This is a genomic window from Mixta sp. Marseille-Q2659 (assembly GCF_940807255.1).
Classification (GTDB): domain Bacteria; phylum Pseudomonadota; class Gammaproteobacteria; order Enterobacterales; family Enterobacteriaceae; genus Mixta.
The window spans coordinates 39806-56161 of the sequence record NZ_CALNWY010000012.1; the positions used below are offsets into that span (position 1 = coordinate 39806).

Below are 16356 nucleotides of genomic sequence, written 5' to 3' on the forward strand. Positions count from 1 at the left end.
ATTAGCAAATCCGATTCAGCTTTTATCTGTTGCACCAAAATCAGGAAAATATAAATTAATCTGCCCCAAATAAACGCAGCGATATTATTTCAGGCTACTTTATCTCTTTTGAATAAGGCGGCTCAGCTAACTTAATGACATCGCTGCGCTATTAAATTAACGGATCGCCAAAATCAGATTATTCTTAATCGATATTATTTAAGTTGGCCCTTTCGCCTATTCGCCAGGGCCGGAAACGCGAGGGATCCTGGTTCGCTGCCGACAACGCCTGCGCTAATGCCTGCGGCGGCTCATCCAGTGATTCATCGGCCAGTTCAAATACGCCCCAGTGAATAGGAATGGTGACCGGAGCCCCAATTGCCTGATGCAACGATACCGACTGTTGCGGATTCATATGCTGTCCGCTCATAAACCACTCTGGCGCATAAGCACCGACGGGCAAGGCGGCCAGATTAAACGGCCCCAGCCGCCGCGCAATATCCAGCAGGTTTTCTGAATAGCCGCTATCGCCGGAAAACCAGAAGTTCAGCGTGGCCGTTGTTACGGTCCAGCCGCACCACAGCGAGCGGTTGCGATCGTGCAGCGTGCGCATACTCCAGTGACGCGCGGGCACCGCATGAAAGGTCACACCGTGGCGCTGCGTTTGCTGCCACCAGTCGAGCTGAATAACCTGCCTGGCGCCCATGCGTCGAAACCAGGGTTCCAGCCCCAGCGGCACAATAAACTGTACCTCCGGGAAGCGGCGCAAAATGGCTTTAATCGTGGAGCGATCGAGATGGTCGTAGTGATTGTGAGAAATAAGCACCCAGTCGAGCGCGGGCAGATCGCGAATGGCAAGCGGAGCGGGCGTTTTGCGTTTCGGCCCAAGAAAGCGCAGCGGAGAAGCCCTGTCAGACAGTACCGGATCAATTAAACCGTAGCGCCCTTCAAGGCGCAGCATAATCGCGGCATGGCCCAGCCACCAAACGGCATCCTGCTCGCCACTCAGATCGGCTTTCAGGCACCATTGTTGTGCAAAGGCCTGATAACCCTGCTGCGGCGGAAAAGGTAATCCCTGTGCTTTCCGCTCTTTGCGCCAGCGTTGGAGATCGCCGGGCTGTCGCAGCTCGGGTTCAGGATTGCGAAAGCCTTCTGGCGTGTGGTGCGGTTTTGCCTCGTCGTACCAGGGATTTTGCCATTTCATCCTTTCGCTCCTTAGCTGTTTACTTATCGTTCCGGGATCAGGCGTGTAAAGTCCTGCTCCTGCAGAGTGTCCCCGCTACTTTCCTCATCGCCCGCCGCCTGCTCAGCCAGCCGAAGCAGTAGCGCGTTCTGTTTTTTCTGCTCATCGAGCAGCGCTTCCAGCAGACGAATCTGTTCGCTGGCGCGCACGCTGGCTCGATTCACGAAAAACCACGCAATCAGCCCAAAGAGTGCGAACAGGACTCCACTAATCAGCGGCATCAGGCCGCCGTTTAATTCATTCATAACAACCTCTGTTTATCTCTCGTTACACTGACGATTTTACCTGGACCTGTATCAATTGGTAGCCGCCGCGCCGCTTTAAGCATCCTCCGATCGATCTCATCTCATCGTCAGGTTAAGCTGCCTGAGTTTTGGCAGCGAAGCGGGAAGCTTGCCATTTTTACAGGGAGATAAAATGAAAATATTGCTTCGAATTGTGAGCGTGCTGGTGATTATCTGGCTGGGCCTGTTGTTTACCGGCTACGGCGTGCTGACCGGCAGCCACAAAAACGTCGCCGGTATCGGTTTGCAGTGTCAGTATCTGACGGCACGTGGCATGATTAAGGCGCAATATCTCCACAGCGACAGCGGCATTATCGGCGTAGCGGAATGCCCGATATTGCGGAAAACATCTGAAGTGGTGGACGATAACGAATGATGCCAGCGCGGCGCCCTTTGCGGCGCCGCGCTTTTATTATCAGAAAGGATAGTGGTGATAGCCCAGCTGCGAAGAGAGCGTGCGACCGGCACGATGCAGCATGGCGACATATTCATGTTTACGTTCTTCAGAAAAGCGAATCGTCGGGAATGAGATACTCATTCCGGCAATTACCACGCCGAAGCGGTCAAAAACCGGCACCGCAATACAACGCAGCCCCTCTTCCTGCTCTTCATTATCTTCGCCGAAGCCCTGTGCTTTCACCACCTCCAGCACCTCCAGCAGCGCCGCTTCGCTACCGATCGTGTGCGGCGTGCTGCGGCGGAACTCAACCTCACGCAAAATCTCATGCACTTCGGCGCGATCGCGCCAGGCGAGCAGCACTTTACCGATCGCGGTACTGTGCAGCGGATTACGCCGCCCGATGCGCGAATACATGCGCAGGTTATAGAGCGAGTCGATTTTGTGAATATAGACAATGCTGTCTTCTTCCAGCGCGCCGAGGTGAATGGTCTCTTTCGTCAGGCGCGACAGCTCGCGCATCTGAATATCCGCGCTGCGGATCAGATCGACATTCTGCAGAGCTTTAGCGCCCAGCTCGAACAGCTTCAGGGTAAGCGCATACTTTTCTGATTCGCCTTCCTGCGAGACATAGCCCAGCGATTTCATGGTTTGCAGAAAACGATAAACGGTACTTTTTGACATCATCACGCGCTGTGAGAGTTCAGTAATGCCGTTTTCCCGCTCCTCACCTAACGCCTGCAAAATGCCAAATACCTTTAATACTGAGGAGACCGAGTCCGGCTGTTTATCGCCATCTACATTCGCCATGATGAAAACCTTTTTAAAATTGTTTTATTAAAAATGGAACGCCATTTCCAGTATACGTGGCTACTCCGGCGCCAGGCAATATACCCGCGTGACCGCGGCCACATCTGTCAGCACTTTTTATCGGCTTTTAAGGTGCAACCCGCAAGAAAAATCATTAGCATGTTGATATTCACCCTCATTAGTTTCTTATCATGCCAGCAACTTCTCAAATGGATGGGCTACCGCTGCCGCGCCGCTACGGCGCGATAGCCGCTATTGCTTTAGGTATTATCGTCGCGGTGCTGGATGGTACCATCGCTAACGTCGCTCTGCCGACTATCGCTAATGAGCTGCAGGCCAGTCCGGCAGAATCAATCTGGATTATTAACGCCTACCAGCTGGCGATTATCGTTTCTCTGCTTTCTTTTTCCTTTCTCGGCGATCTGCTGGGCTACCGCCGTATTTATCAGGGCGGCCTGCTGCTGTTTAGCGCTACGTCATTGTTATGCGCTTTCTCTGATTCGCTCCCTATGCTGACTTTTGCGCGCATTATGCAGGGCTTCGGCGGCGCGGCGCTGATGAGCGTCAATACCGCGCTGATACGAATTATCTATCCGCAACGCCATCTGGGACGCGGCATGGCGATTAACGCGTTGATTGTGGCGGTGTCCAGCGCTGCCGGGCCGACGGTGGCTGCCGCAATTCTGGCAGTAGCCTCATGGAAATGGCTGTTTCTGATTAACGTGCCTGCCGGGCTGCTGGCGCTGCTGCTCGCCTGGCGTTTTCTGCCGGAGAATACGCAGAAGTCGCAGGCACAGCGTTTCGATGTCCTCAGCGCTATCATGAATGCACTCACTTTCGGGCTGCTGCTGTCTGCGCTAAGCGGCGCGGCTCAGGGGCAGGATTATCGGATTATTGTGGCCGAGCTGTTGGCATTGCTGGTAATTGGCACGCTATTTATCCGTCGTCAGCTTACGCTGCCGGTTCCGCTGCTGCCGGTCGATTTGCTGCGCATTCCAATTTTCTCGCTGTCAATTTGCACCTCTGTCTGTTCATTCCTGGCGCAAATGCTGGCGATGGTTTCTCTGCCCTTCTTTTTACAAAGCGTATTGGGCAGAAGCGAAGTCGAAACCGGTCTGCTACTGACGCCCTGGCCGCTGGCGACGATGATCATGTCGCCCATCGCCGGTCGGCTGCTGGAACGGTTTCATGCCGGTTTGCTGGGCGGTATCGGGTTGGCGATTTTTGCGGTCGGGCTGTTTGCGCTGGCGTGGCTTCCCGCCCTACCCAGCGATGGCGATATTATCTGGCGGATGATTTTATGCGGCGCCGGTTTTGGCCTGTTCCAGTCGCCCAATAACCACACCATTATTTCCGCCGCGCCGCGTCATCGCAGCGGTGGCGCCAGCGGAATGCTGGGCACGGCGCGCCTGCTGGGACAGACTAGCGGCGCGGCGCTGGTGGCACTGATGTTTAATCTGTTTGATACTCACGGGACGCACGCTTCGCTGCTGCTGGCTGGTCTGTTTTCCAGCGTTGCCGCGCTGTTCAGCCTGTCGCGTATGCGTCAACCGCCGCAGTAAACACACTGAAGGCATAAAAAAGGCGACCTGGAGGTCGCCTTTTTTCAGTTTGCCTGTTATTTCAGGTACTGGCCGCTGCGCAGCGCTTCAATACGTTTGTCCAACGGCGGGTGCGACATAAAAAATTCGCTCATCGATTTCCCTTTACCGTTAATGCAGAACGCCATCATGCTGCCCGGCTCCTGCGGCTCGTAGCTGGTTTTTAACCGCTGCAGCGCCGCAATCATCTTCTCACGGCCGACCAGACGAGCAGAACCGGCATCGGCATGGAACTCACGGTGACGCGAGAACCACATGGTGATCATGCTGGCCAGAATACCAAACACAATCTCCAGCACCATCGATACGGCAAAATAGACCAGCGGGTTGCCGTTGCTGCTCTCTTCATCATCCCGGTTACCGGACAGAAAGCCAGCGGCGAGCTGCGCGATAATACGTGAGATAAAGATAACAAAGGTGTTCACGATACCCTGAATCAGCGTCATGGTGACCATATCACCGTTGGCGATATGGCTGATTTCATGCGCCAGCACCGCCTCCGCTTCGTCACGGCTCATGTTCTGTAACAGGCCAGTAGATACTGCCACCAGCGACGCATCACGACGGGCGCCGGTAGCAAACGCGTTAATGTCAGGCGCGTGGTAAATGGCCACCTGCGGCATGGCGATGCCCGCCTGCTGCGCCTGACGCCCTACCGTTTCCATCAGCCAGCGTTCCGTTTCATTACGCGGCTGTTCAATCACTTCACCGCCAACGGAACGCAGTGCCATCCATTTCGACATCAGCAGTGAAACAAACGCACCGCCAAAGCCAAACAGACCTGCCATTATCATCAGGCCCTGCACACTGCTTGACTGAATTCCTGTCAGGCTAAGAATGAGCCCGAATACCAACATCACGGCAAGGTTGGTCAGCAGGAAAAGAGCAATACGCATCATAAACTTTAATCTTCCTCAGTTAACTAAGCGCCCATGCGCGGATATACATCGTAGGGTCATCGCAGCGCTTTTCAAGCAACCTTAACGTTTAAGTGCCTAAAAAGACATAACTTTACATTTTGTCGCAACCTTTTTGACCTGGCGCTCAGCAGGTCATTAGGGCGGCTGAACAATCGCGCAAAAAAGAAAGGGCACCGCTTGCGCAGTGCCTTATTTGATTGCCGTAAATGGCCGATTTATTTTGCCGCTGTGGCTTTTTCGGTCGGCTGTTCCGGCTGCTGATGGGCAAGATCGTTAGCGATATTTACCGTCTCATCCAGATAAGGATCGGGCTCCTTGTAATCCTTCGGCAGATCTTCAAGTTTAGCCAGCGGTTTTTTCCCTTCCGCTTTATAACGTGCGTTAATCCGCTCCAGACGCAGCGCATCATCTTCCTGATTCTCTTTCTCGCGCTGGGCAAGGTTGAGCGAGACGATATTGCGCTTATCCTTCATGGCGTTATAACGCTGAATATCCTTGATGATGTACTGGAACTCCGCATCTTTAGCGATACGCTCATCGTGCGCTTTTTTCAGCTGCGGCACCAGGCTGCTTAAGTCACCCGATTTGGTATAGCTCGCCGCTTCAATGCTGTCCCACGGTAAGGCGTTATCTTCGAACTTCTCGCCCGTTTCCGCCGCTTCGATACCGGTCGGCATCAGCAGATCGGGCGTCACGCCCTTACGCTGGGTGCTGCCGCCGTTGATACGGTAGAATTTCTGAATGGTGTACTGAACCGAGCCCAGCGCAGGCCATTCAGGACGCAGCATCTGATCGTAGATACGATTCAGCGAGCGATACTGCTGAACGGTGCCTTTACCAAAGGTTGGCTCGCCGACAATCAGCGCGCGGCCATAATCCTGCATGGCTGCCGCAAAGATCTCCGACGCTGAGGCGCTGAAGCGATCGACCAGCACCACCAGCGGGCCTTTGTAATAGACTACGCCGTCATTATCGCTGTCTTCACGCACCTTGCCGTTATTATCGCGCACCTGAACCACCGGGCCGCTCGGAATAAACAGGCCAGAAAGCGAGACTGCTTCGGTCAGGGCACCGCCGCCGTTGGTGCGCAGATCGATCACCACGCTGTCTACGTGCTGCTTCTGCAGTTTCTGTAGCTGCACCTTCACGTCATCGGTCAGACCTACATAGAAGCCTGGAATATCCAGCACGCCAACCTTATCTTTGCCGACGTTATGCACGCTCATTTTCACCGCGCGATCTTCCAGACGGATTTTTTCGCGCGTCAGCGTGATGGTTCGGGTTTTGGTGCCCTTTCCGGCCGGCAGGATCTCCAGGCGCACTTTGCTGCCCTTCGGCCCTTTGATTTTCGCGACGACATCATCCAGACGCAGGCCGATCACATCTTCAATCGGCTTGCCCGGCTGACCGACGCCGACAATGCGATCGCCGACGTTCAGCGCTTTGCTTTTCGCTGCCGGGCCGCCCGCGACCATCGAGTTAATCACCGTGTAGTCTTCATCCATTTGCAGCACGGCGCCGATCCCTTCCAGCGACAGGCTCATTTCGGTATTAAACTGCTCGGTATTGCGCGGCGACAGATAGTTGGTATGCGGATCGATCTCATGCGCGAAGGCATTCATCGCCAGCTGGAACACATCTTCACTGTTGCTCTGCGCCAGGCGACGAATGGCAGAATTGTAACGCTTGGTGAGGATCTCTTTGATTTCGGCATCTTTCTTGCCGGTCAGCTTCAGGCTGAGCTGATCGTATTTAACTTTGGCGTCCCACAGCGCATTCAGCTCGGCGACGTTTTTCGGCCACGGCGCCTTGCTGCGATCGGTATCGATCGTGTCGTTACCGGTGAAATTCATAGGCCGGTTCAGTACCGACAACGCATACTGATAACGCTCAAACCGACGCTTTTGCGCCAGATTGAATAAATCGTAGAATACCGTCAGCTTGCCGCTGCGTAGCTCATCGCCCAGCGTGGTTTTCTTATCGGCAAACTGCGCCACATCCGTTGCCAGCAGCACGTTATGGCTGTAGTCCAGCATATTCAGATAGCGGTCGAAGATTTTTGCTGAGAACTGTTGATCGAGATCGAACTGGCGGTAGTGAGAGCGGGTAAAACGTGAGGTAACGCGTTCGCTAACGGTAGCGTGCTGCGGTTCTTCATGCAGCTGCGGAATTTGATCCGCACGGGTAATGCTGTCAGCGGCAATGGCCTGACCTGCCAGCAGCAGGCCCGCCATTACGCTCATCTTAAAAAATGTGTTCATGCCCAGGTTGGCCTCCGTTTCAGAACTGTAAATGTTCTGCGCGTACGATCATTGCCAGACCGGAAGCCAGCTGTACCCGGACGCCATCCTTAGAGATTTCCAGAACGGTTGCATCCATCGCGCTTTTGCCGGCTTTCACTTTGATATTTTGACCGGGCTGTAGCGCTGAGGTATCGGTAACGGGCTGCGGACGCGGCTGTTGAGCCTGACGCGGCGCAGCGGTAGCGCGCTCCTGAGCAGGACGCGCATCGTTAGCACGCGGTTTGCGCGCAGGCTGACGCTCGCCTTCAGCAGGTTTGCGGCTGACGGCTTTGCGCGGACGACGGGCAGGCGTTTCCTCGCCGGCTTCACGCTTTTTCGCCTGTTGCTGCTGGCGCTGCTGCTGAATACGGGCTTTTGCTTCTTCAAGCTGTTTGCGCGCATGTTCAACATGCTGCTCTTCCAGCTCACCGCAGGGATTGCCGTCCAGATCGACGCGGGTTGCGCCTGCTTTGACGCCGTACAGGTAGCGCCAGCTGGAGGTATAAAGACGCAGAGCGGAACGTAATTGCGTTTTGCTCAGGCTCATTTCACCCTGAACACGTTCGACGAGGTCCTGAAAGATACCGATTTTAAGCGGACGCGCTTCACCTTCGGCACTAAAGCAGTGCGGGAAACGCTCCGCAAGCCAGGCGATGACTTCTTTACTGCTATTCAACTTAGGTTGATTTTCCATGAAATTTCCTGATTACAACGGGTTTGCCAACCAGCGCGGGCATGAACAGGCGACATTATAATGACCCCATCGGCAATTGCCACGAAATCCAGCGCTTTAGCAACGATTCAGATAAATAAATTTTTTAACATCGCTGTTGGCCAACACCTCGCACAGCCCATCAGTGAAGGTTTGCAGTCCGGCCTCATCTTCGCTGTCAAAACGATTGAACACCGTGCTGTCAATATCCAGGACGCCGATCACTTCACCATCCACCACCAGCGGTAGCACGATTTCGGCATTGCTGGCGGCATCGCAGGCGATATGACCGGGGAAGGCGTGAACATCGTCAACGCGCTGCACTTTTTTCTTTGCAACTGCCGTGCCACAAACGCCGCGACCGACCGGAATACGCACGCAGGCGATTTTCCCCTGGAACGGCCCCAGCACCAGCATCTTCTCTTCGGTTAGCAGATAGAAGCCCGCCCAGTTAACCCCTTCCAGCCGCTCGAACAGTAGTGCGCTGCTGTTGCTTAGCGCCGCCAGAAAGCTGGTTTCACCGGCGATAAGCGCGCGCAAATCGCGATTTAGATCGTGATAAAATTCTTGTTTGTTCATTTCCTGACCATCTCAAAAACAAGCGGACGGCAACAATCGTGCCGTCCGGTAAAATAAGCATTAAATATCCATTGCCACAAGGTGAAGGATCGCAATAGTTAATATAACCTTAGGATCTTGCGGATCGGATTATCAAAACGGGCTATGCCCCTCAGCGTCCGTTTTGCGACTTTTTAAGGACCGTGCATTTCTGCACGTTGAGGGTCACTGCTTTAATATATGAAAATACATACTATCAGTCACGTTCTGCCCCATGAACGTTATCAGCGTTGTCCGCAATGCGATACCCTTTTTTCCTTACCGGATGTTAAATCTTTTCAGTCAGCGCATTGCCCGCGCTGCAACGCGAAAATCCTTAACGGCCGCGACTGGTCGATGACGCGTTTGACGGCGATGGCCATCACCATGCTTTTGCTGATGCCCTTTGCCTTTACCGAGCCGCTGATTGAGATCCGCCTGCTGGGAACGCCTATTCGCGCCAACCTGCTGACCGGCATTATGCAGATGACGATGCAGGGCGATGTGCTGACCGCCGCGATGGTCGCCTTTTGCACTATCGGCGCGCCGGTTACGCTGGTAGCGGCCATCGCCTTTCTGTTTTTCGGCGATCGGCTGGGGATGAACCTGCGCCCGGTCCTGCTGATGCTTGAACGCCTGAAAGAGTGGGTGATGCTGGATATTTATCTGGTCGGTGTGGCTGTGGCGTCGATTAAGGTGAAAGATTACGCCGACATTGAGATCGGCTACGGGCTAGTGGCCTTTGTCTCGCTGATGATATTGAGTCTGCTGACTATGATTCATCTGAATCTGGAACAGTTGTGGCATCGCTTCTATCCACAGCCGGAACCGGATGTCGAGCCGGAAAAGCTGCGCATCTGCCTGAACTGTCATCATACCGGGATGGCCGATATGCGCGGCCGCTGTCCGCGCTGCCATACGCGTCTCGCCCTGCGCCGCCCCTATAGCCTGCAAAAATCCTGGGCGGCGCTGATCTCCGCCACCATTTTGCTCATCCCGGCAAACCTGCTGCCGATTTCGGTTATTTATCTGAACGGCGGACGCCAGGAAGATACGATTTTCTCCGGCATTCTGTCGCTCGCTTCCGGCAATATTCCGGTGGCGGCGATTGTGTTTATCGCCAGTATTCTGGTGCCCTTTACCAAAGTCATCGTGCTGCTGGTTTTACTGCTCAGCATTCATTTCCGCTGTCAGCACGGGTTGAAAACCCGTATTCGCTTGCTGCGGCTGGTGACCTGGGTCGGACGCTGGTCGATGCTCGATCTGTTTGTGATTTCATTAACCATGTCGCTGGTAAACCGTGACCAGCTGCTGGCTTTTACTATGGGACCGGCCGCCTTCTATTTTGGCGCCGCAGTAATCTTAACTATCCTTGCCGTGCAATGGCTGGATAGCCGTCTTATTTGGGATGCTCATGCAACAAACGCCGACTACACCGACTAAAGCGCGGATAACCAACAAGCGTAAAATTTCGCCGTTCTGGCTGCTGCCTTTTATCGCCCTGATGATTGCCGGCTGGCTGCTGTGGACCAACTATCAGGAACGCGGCACCACGGTCACCATCGATTTCGCCCAGGCCGACGGAATTGTGCCGGGCCGCACGCCGGTGCGTTATCAGGGCGTGGAAGTCGGCACCGTGCAAGGCATCGCGCTCAGCGACGATTTGCGCACCATTAAAGTGCGCGTCAGTATTAAAAGCGATATGCGCGAGGCGCTACGCGAAGATGCGCAATTCTGGCTGGTGACGCCGAAAGCGTCGCTGGCGGGGGTATCCGGGCTGGATGCGCTGGTGGGCGGCAACTATATCGGCATGATGCCGGGCAAATCGGGGCAGCCGCGCGAAAACTTCGTCGCGCTCGATACTCAGCCTAAATATCGCGTTAATACCGGTGAGATGCTGCTGCATTTGCAGGCGCCCGATCTCGGTTCGCTGAATACCGGATCGCTGGTTTATTACCGCAAAATTCCGGTTGGCCGGGTCTATGACTACACCATTAATTCCGATAATAAAGGTGTGACGATTGATGTGCTGATTGAGCGGCGCTTTACTAACCTGGTGAAAAAAGACAGCCGTTTCTGGAATGTCTCCGGCGTTAAGGCGGACGTCAGCCTGAGCGGCGCGAAGGTGGAGCTGGAAAGCCTGTCGGCGCTGGTCAACGGTGCAATCGCCTTTGACTCCCCGCCCGCCTCGCAGCAGGCTGCCAGCGAAAGCAACTATCACCTTTATCCCGACCTGGCGCACAGTCAGCGCGGCGTTATCGTCACGCTCGATCTGCCCAACGGTAAAGGATTAAAAGAAGGCAGCACGCCGCTAACCTATCAGGGGCTGGAAGTGGGCACCCTGACAAAAATGACGCTTCAGTCCGGCGGCAAAGTGACCGGCGAACTGACGCTGGATCCTTCCGTGGTGGGCTTAATGCGCAGCGGTACGCGCATCGAAATGCGCAGCCCGCGCGTCAGCCTGAATAATCCCAACCTGAGCAACCTGTTGACCGGCACCACGCTGGAACTGATTCCCGGCGAAGGCGAGCATCAGGATCATTTCCAGGTGCGTCAAAGCAATGAAGCACTGTTGCAGCAGCCGGATGTCCTGACCGTGCGGCTTAGCGCGCCGGAAAGCTACGGCATCGACGCTGGTCAGCCGGTAATGCTGCGCGGCATTCAAATTGGTCAGGTTATCCGCCGCACGCTGACCACTAAAGGCGTGGAGTTTGAGGCGGCGATCGCCCCTGAACATCGCCAGCTGGTGCATGGCGACAGCAAATTTATTATCAACAGCCGACTCGACGTGAAATTTGGTCTGGACGGCATGAAAGTGTTGGGTGCCAGTGCCAGCGAATGGGTGGACGGCGGCATCCGCCTTGAGCCGGGCGGCAAAGGCGCGCCGCTGGCTCGCTATCCGCTCTATGCTAATGCGGAAAAAGCGGAGGAAGGCATTACCGGCGAACGCCCCTCGACCACACTGACGCTGCGCGCCGAAAGCCTGCCCGATATTCAGCCGGGATCGGTAGTGCTGTACCGCAAGTTCCGTGGGCGAAATTGTTGATGTCACGCCGAAAACCAATGAATTCCTGGTGGCGGTACATATCAAGCCGGAATACCGCAAGCTGCTGACGGCCGATAGCGTATTCTGGGCCGAAGGCGGCGCCAAAGTGCAGCTGAACGGTGCCGGACTGACGGTGCAGGCCTCACCGCTGAACCGCGCCTTACGCGGCGCCATCAGCTTTGACAACCTGGCCGGCGCCAGCAGCAGCAAAAATGAAACGCGCGTGCTTTACAGCTCGGAAACCGCTGCGCGCGCCGTCGGCAGCCAGATCTTGCTGCATACCTATGACGGCAGCAAACTCTCTGCTGGTATGCCGATTCGCTATCTGGGCATCGATATTGGTCAGGTTGAGTCGCTGGCGCTGAGCCGCGATCACAACCAGGTGATCGCCAAAGCGGTGCTTTACCCGGAATATGTGCAAAGCTTTGCCCGTACCGGCAGCCGCTTCTCGGTAGTCTCGCCGGAAATCTCGGCGACCGGCGTAAACCATCTGGAGACGTTGCTCCAGCCGTACGTCAACGTCGATCCGGGTAAAGGCGCCCTCAATCGCCGCTTTGAGCTTCAGGAAACCACCATTACCGACTCGCGCTATCTGGACGGGCTGAGCATTGTAGTGGATGCGCCGGAAGCGGGCTCGCTGGGCATCGGTACGCCGGTGCTGTTCCGCGGCGTCGAGGTGGGTACGGTAACCGGCACGTCGCTGGGCAGTATGGCGGATCGCGTGCAGGTTCAGCTGCGTATCAGCCGAAAATATCAGCATCTGGTGCGCAATAACTCTATCTTCTGGCTCGCCTCCGGCTACAACCTGGAATTTGGCCTGATTGGCGGCGTCGTGAAAACCGGCACCTTCCAGCAGTTTATTCGCGGCGGCATTCAGTTTGCCACGCCGCCGACGGTGCCGCTGGCGCCGCAGGCCTCCTCCGGCAAGCATTTCCTGTTGCAGGATGAGGAGCCGAAAGAGTGGCGTAAATGGGGAACGGCGATCCCCTCCTCCTGATACTGGCGGGAGCCTGTCTGACAGGCTCCCGCTTCATCGGCTTTTAACGCAGCTGTGATACACTTCCCGCCTGATTTTTTTGCAACTACCGGAACTCTGTCGTGGCCCAACCCTCCCAGCCCGCTTCCCTGAAGCTTTTCTTGATCTGATGCAGCAAACACTGCCCGATGAGGCCAGCCTGCAAGCCTTTCTCGCCATCAGTCAACAGCCGCTGCGCCGCAGCCTGCGCGTAAATACCCTGAAAATCAGCGTGGCGGACTTTTTACGCCAGACGGCTGATTACGGCTGGCAGCTCACACCGATTCCCTGGTGTGCCGAGGGCTTCTGGATTACGCGGCGCACAGAAGATGACGCGTTGCCGCTGGGCAGCGTCGCCGAGCATCTGAGCGGACTGTTTTATATTCAGGAAGCCAGTTCCATGCTGCCGGTCACTGCGCTGTTTAACGCACAACCGCAGCCTGAACGCGTGCTGGATGTCGCCGCCGCGCCGGGCTCAAAGACCACGCAAATGGCGGCGCTGATGAATAATGAAGGGATGATTCTCGCTAACGAATATGCCGCCAGCCGGGTAAAAGTATTGCATGCCAATATCAGCCGCTGCGGTATCAGCAATACGGCAATAACCCATTTCGACGGGCGCGTATTCGGCGCCGCGCTGCCGGAAACGTTCGATGCGATCCTGCTTGATGCGCCCTGCTCCGGCGAAGGCGTCATTCGTAAAGATCCCGATGCGCTGCGCAACTGGACGCTGGAAAGTACGCAGGAAATTGCCGCCACTCAGCGCGATCTGATCGACAGCGCATTTCATGCATTAAAGCCCGGCGGCACGCTGATCTACTCAACCTGTACGCTTAATATGCTGGAAAATCAGCAGGTGGTGATGTGGCTTTGCCAGCGTTATCCCGACGCGCTGGAGATTGAGCCGCTGGCCGATCTTTTCCCCGGCGCGGAACAGGCCGTGACGCCGGAAGGCTTCCTGCATGTATTCCCGCAGCTGTTCGACAGCGAAGGTTTCTTTGTCGCGCGGCTACGGAAAACCGCAGGCGTCGCGCCGCTTCCCACGCCAGGTTATAAAGTCGGCAAGTTTCCCTTTAGCCCACTGTCGCGTAAAGATGCCCAGACGGTGATCCATGCAGCAGCCAAATCTGGCCTGCACTGGCAGGATAACCTCACGCTGTGGCAGCGCGATAAAGAGATCTGGCTATTTCCTGCCGCCGTTGAGCCGCTTATTGGTCAGGTACGCTTTTCACGCATCGGTCTTAAGCTGGCGGAAACCTTTAATAAAGGTTATCGCTGGCAGCACGAAGCGGTGATCGCCCTTGCCCGGCCCGATAGCGCAAACAGCGTTGAGCTAAGCGAGAGCGAAGCCGAAGAGTGGTATCGCGGTCGCGATATTTGGCCACAGGCCCCGCTGCCGCGCGATGAAGTGCTGGTGACCTGGCAGCAACAGCCGATCGGCCTGGCGAAAAAGGTGGGCGCGCGGATCAAAAACAGCTATCCACGCGAACTGGTGCGCGACGGCAAACTGTTTCGCAGTTAACCAGCGGCTATACGACGGCCACCTGTTTGCAGTCAATAAATAGCGCAAGAACGAAGGCGGACGGTTTCATTGAGAACAAGCGGCTAAAGCACCAAAGCAAGCTGCTTACGGTGAATAAGCCGCTAAAGCATCGAAACAAAATAAGGTGCCATCAACCAGCAGCTGGCGCGCTACTGAATTTTCACCAGCGTCAGCCGGTTGCCGAATACGGCGCCGGTATCAATATAGTGCTGGTTCCAGCCGCTGAGCGGCTGGTCAAGCGGCGTATGACCGAAATAGAACGCGTCGGCGCCGCTAATCGTCTCACCCCGCCCATACTGTAAACGATGGATACGATCGCGCCCCCAAACCACCTGATACTCATCAACAGGCTGTTCGAAAGCGTAACGCGATGCCGGATAATCAGCGTGGGCGATAACGGTCAGGCGTTCGTCCTGCGCCAGATGTATAATCAGCGGCAGCTCCTGACAGTGCTGGAGATAGTCCTGCGCCTCGGCGCGCTGCTGTGCTGTAAGCTGCCAGAACCAGTCGCCACCGTTCATTTTCCATAACAGCTCCTCGCCCTCGCAGAGCGCCGCCAGCGCCATCTCCTCATGATTGCCGCGCACGCTGCGAAACCAGGGCTCGTCCAGCAGCCGCAGACAGCCGAGACTGTCCGGCCCACGATCGATAAGGTCGCCCACTGAAATCAGTAAATCCTGCTGCGTATCAAAGCGCGCGGCCAGCAGTTGCCGATCCAGCAAAGCGCGACAGCCATGTAAATCACCAACGAGATAAATGTGCCGCCAGTTATCGCCGTTAAGGTATTGATACAACATGATCGTTTTCCTTACAGCTGTAACGTGGATATTGATGTGCGGTTAAGGCTGTTGACAGTAAAGTGTAGCAGCAGAGAAACCCTCACAGGAGCAGCGAGAATGGAGAGTCGGAAGAAGTTTATTATGATGCTGATCTGTCTTTTTAGCGGGAGCCTGCTGCTGCTGGAGATCCTGGCCCGGCTGGTGCATAAATTTATTGTCGGCTGACGCGCGGCTGTTGCCGCGCGTCATGTTTAATTCGGCTGGGTAGCGCTGGCCGCTGGCTGGTCATCAAGAAAGTGAATGACCGCATCGGTAAACTCTTTAGGCGCCTGCAAAAAAGCAAAGTGGCTGACGGTCGGCAGAATAAGCAGCCCGGCATCAGGAATGGTCGCCGCGATATATTCCAGATGTCCTCTCTCTATAGCCTCATCGTGATCGCCATCGGCAATCACTACCTGAGCGCTGATTTTGCGCAAATCTTCATCGCGCCATTCCGGCTGCGACTGCCACATCTGGCCGATCTGTTTAACGAAAGCCTGATAGTCACCCGGCGTTTTCGACAGCTTTTTATACTCTTCCCCGGCACGGGCGATATAGGCGGCAAACAGCGGGTTGTTTTCCACACCTGCTTTGACGCCGCGCGTGGTGGTATTCGGTGCAAAAGCGAAGACTTTTTTGACGCGCTGCGGATAGCGCATTGCCATATCCAGCCCGATTATGGCGCCGTCGCTCCAGCCCACAATGTCTGTCGTCGGTAACTGCAGACGATCCATTAACGCAATAATATCGTCGGTCATCAAATCGTAACCGTATGGCTGCCGATCGCGCGTACTGCGGCCATGTCCGCGGCTGTCCACCACAATTACCTGATGGTGTTTCGCCAGCTCCGGGATCTGCAGGCCCCAGTAATCGCTGTTCGCCAGCCCGCCGTGCAGCAGAATTACCGGCGAGCCCTGGCCCAGCGTGGCGTAATAAAGCTGGATGCCGTTAACCTCGGCATAGCCGGTCTGCATGCCAACAACCGGTGCGGGCGTGGCGGGAAGACGCTGCCAGCGCGTTCCCCAATGACTGTGTTGCGTTTCCGCCTGCGCTAAGACGGGCGCCAGCGCCAGTACGCCTGCCAGAAGAATTGCCGGTTTGCTCTGCAT

Annotated in this window: 13 protein-coding genes and 1 pseudogene; 5 read left to right on the forward strand and 9 right to left on the reverse strand. The window is 55.7% G+C overall.

What is annotated here, in order from left to right; translation table 11 throughout:
- Positions 1 to 184 precede the first annotated feature (184 nt).
- Both P3C52_RS10640 and P3C52_RS10645 read right to left on the reverse strand, forming a co-directional pair.
- Positions 185 to 1183, reverse strand: a complete 999-nt coding sequence (locus P3C52_RS10640) for an MBL fold metallo-hydrolase (protein ID WP_275554973.1) — start codon at positions 1181 to 1183, stop codon at positions 185 to 187.
- A gap of 23 nt (positions 1184 to 1206) precedes the next feature.
- Positions 1207 to 1467 (reverse strand): YebO family protein, encoded by a 261-nt coding sequence (locus P3C52_RS10645; protein ID WP_275554974.1) that lies wholly within the window; start codon positions 1465 to 1467, stop codon positions 1207 to 1209.
- Between the two features lie 172 nt (positions 1468 to 1639).
- Here P3C52_RS10645 and P3C52_RS10650 point away from each other — a divergent pair, with 172 nt between their 5' ends.
- Positions 1640 to 1882, forward strand: a complete 243-nt coding sequence (locus P3C52_RS10650) for a YobH family protein (RefSeq protein ID WP_275554975.1) — start codon at positions 1640 to 1642, stop codon at positions 1880 to 1882.
- Between the two features lie 39 nt (positions 1883 to 1921).
- On the opposite strand, the gene kdgR is transcribed toward P3C52_RS10650, so the two are convergent.
- Positions 1922 to 2713, reverse strand: a complete 792-nt coding sequence (kdgR, locus tag P3C52_RS10655) for a DNA-binding transcriptional regulator KdgR (protein WP_275554976.1) — start codon at positions 2711 to 2713, stop codon at positions 1922 to 1924.
- Between the two features lie 191 nt (positions 2714 to 2904).
- Between kdgR and P3C52_RS10660 the strand changes: the two genes are divergently transcribed.
- On the forward strand, positions 2905 to 4275 hold the full coding sequence (locus tag P3C52_RS10660; RefSeq protein ID WP_275554977.1) for an MFS transporter: 1371 nt from the start codon (positions 2905 to 2907) through the stop codon (positions 4273 to 4275).
- A gap of 56 nt (positions 4276 to 4331) precedes the next feature.
- Here the strand turns inward: P3C52_RS10660 and htpX are convergent, their stop codons facing one another.
- The 4 genes from htpX to P3C52_RS10680 all read right to left on the reverse strand — a co-directional run bounded on the left by htpX (position 4332) and on the right by P3C52_RS10680 (position 8807).
- On the reverse strand, positions 4332 to 5213 hold the full coding sequence (gene htpX / locus P3C52_RS10665; RefSeq protein ID WP_275554978.1) for a protease HtpX: 882 nt from the start codon (positions 5211 to 5213) through the stop codon (positions 4332 to 4334).
- 236 nt (positions 5214 to 5449) lie between these two features.
- Entirely contained in the window at positions 5450 to 7495 is a 2046-nt protein-coding gene (prc, locus tag P3C52_RS10670) for a carboxy terminal-processing peptidase (protein ID WP_275554979.1), read from the reverse strand.
- 19 nt (positions 7496 to 7514) lie between these two features.
- Entirely contained in the window at positions 7515 to 8210 is a 696-nt protein-coding gene (proQ, locus tag P3C52_RS10675) for an RNA chaperone ProQ (RefSeq protein WP_275554980.1), read from the reverse strand.
- A 96-nt stretch (positions 8211 to 8306) separates the two neighbouring features.
- Positions 8307 to 8807 carry a GAF domain-containing protein gene (locus tag P3C52_RS10680; RefSeq protein WP_275554981.1) on the reverse strand — a complete coding sequence of 167 codons (501 nt, stop codon included), beginning with the start codon at positions 8805 to 8807 and terminating at the stop codon, positions 8307 to 8309.
- Positions 8808 to 9026: 219 nt separating this feature from the next.
- Here P3C52_RS10680 and yebS point away from each other — a divergent pair, with 219 nt between their 5' ends.
- The 3 genes and pseudogenes from yebS to rsmF all read left to right on the forward strand — a co-directional run bounded on the left by yebS (position 9027) and on the right by rsmF (position 14408).
- A complete protein-coding gene (gene yebS, locus P3C52_RS10685; protein WP_275554982.1) occupies positions 9027 to 10268 on the forward strand; it encodes a membrane integrity lipid transport subunit YebS in 1242 nt (413 codons plus the stop codon).
- A pseudogene (locus P3C52_RS10690) lies at positions 10234 to 12868 on the forward strand (MlaD family protein). The gene yebS and the pseudogene P3C52_RS10690 overlap by 35 nt, the downstream one beginning before the upstream one ends.
- Positions 12869 to 12947: 79 nt before the next feature.
- A complete protein-coding gene (gene rsmF, locus P3C52_RS10695) occupies positions 12948 to 14408 on the forward strand; it encodes a 16S rRNA (cytosine(1407)-C(5))-methyltransferase RsmF (RefSeq protein ID WP_275554983.1) in 1461 nt (486 codons plus the stop codon).
- Positions 14409 to 14578: 170 nt separating this feature from the next.
- Here the strand turns inward: rsmF and P3C52_RS10700 are convergent, their stop codons facing one another.
- Entirely contained in the window at positions 14579 to 15226 is a 648-nt protein-coding gene (locus P3C52_RS10700) for a metallophosphoesterase (RefSeq protein WP_275554984.1), read from the reverse strand.
- 233 nt (positions 15227 to 15459) lie between these two features.
- Positions 15460 to 16356: an alpha/beta hydrolase gene (locus P3C52_RS10705; RefSeq protein ID WP_275554985.1), complete on the reverse strand. Its 897-nt coding sequence runs from the start codon at positions 16354 to 16356 to the stop codon at positions 15460 to 15462.

What these genes read in the sequence shown, in the direction of transcription:
- P3C52_RS10700 (WP_275554984.1), bottom strand. Translation starts at nt 15,226, where the DNA reads ATGTTGTATCAATACCTTAACGGCGATAACTGGCGGCACATTTATCTC.
- P3C52_RS10680 (WP_275554981.1), bottom strand. Translation starts at nt 8,807, where the DNA reads ATGAACAAACAAGAATTTTATCACGATCTAAATCGCGATTTGCGCGCG.
- yebS (WP_275554982.1), top strand. Translation starts at nt 9,027, where the DNA reads ATGAAAATACATACTATCAGTCACGTTCTGCCCCATGAACGTTATCAG.
- proQ (WP_275554980.1), bottom strand. Translation starts at nt 8,210, where the DNA reads ATGGAAAATCAACCTAAGTTGAATAGCAGTAAAGAAGTCATCGCCTGG.
- P3C52_RS10650 (WP_275554975.1), top strand. Translation starts at nt 1,640, where the DNA reads ATGAAAATATTGCTTCGAATTGTGAGCGTGCTGGTGATTATCTGGCTG.
- P3C52_RS10660 (WP_275554977.1), top strand. Translation starts at nt 2,905, where the DNA reads ATGCCAGCAACTTCTCAAATGGATGGGCTACCGCTGCCGCGCCGCTAC.
- P3C52_RS10645 (WP_275554974.1), bottom strand. Translation starts at nt 1,467, where the DNA reads ATGAATGAATTAAACGGCGGCCTGATGCCGCTGATTAGTGGAGTCCTG.
- kdgR (WP_275554976.1), bottom strand. Translation starts at nt 2,713, where the DNA reads ATGGCGAATGTAGATGGCGATAAACAGCCGGACTCGGTCTCCTCAGTA.
- P3C52_RS10640 (WP_275554973.1), bottom strand. Translation starts at nt 1,183, where the DNA reads ATGAAATGGCAAAATCCCTGGTACGACGAGGCAAAACCGCACCACACG.
- prc (WP_275554979.1), bottom strand. Translation starts at nt 7,495, where the DNA reads ATGAACACATTTTTTAAGATGAGCGTAATGGCGGGCCTGCTGCTGGCA.
- P3C52_RS10705 (WP_275554985.1), bottom strand. Translation starts at nt 16,356, where the DNA reads ATGCAGAGCAAACCGGCAATTCTTCTGGCAGGCGTACTGGCGCTGGCG.
- htpX (WP_275554978.1), bottom strand. Translation starts at nt 5,213, where the DNA reads ATGATGCGTATTGCTCTTTTCCTGCTGACCAACCTTGCCGTGATGTTG.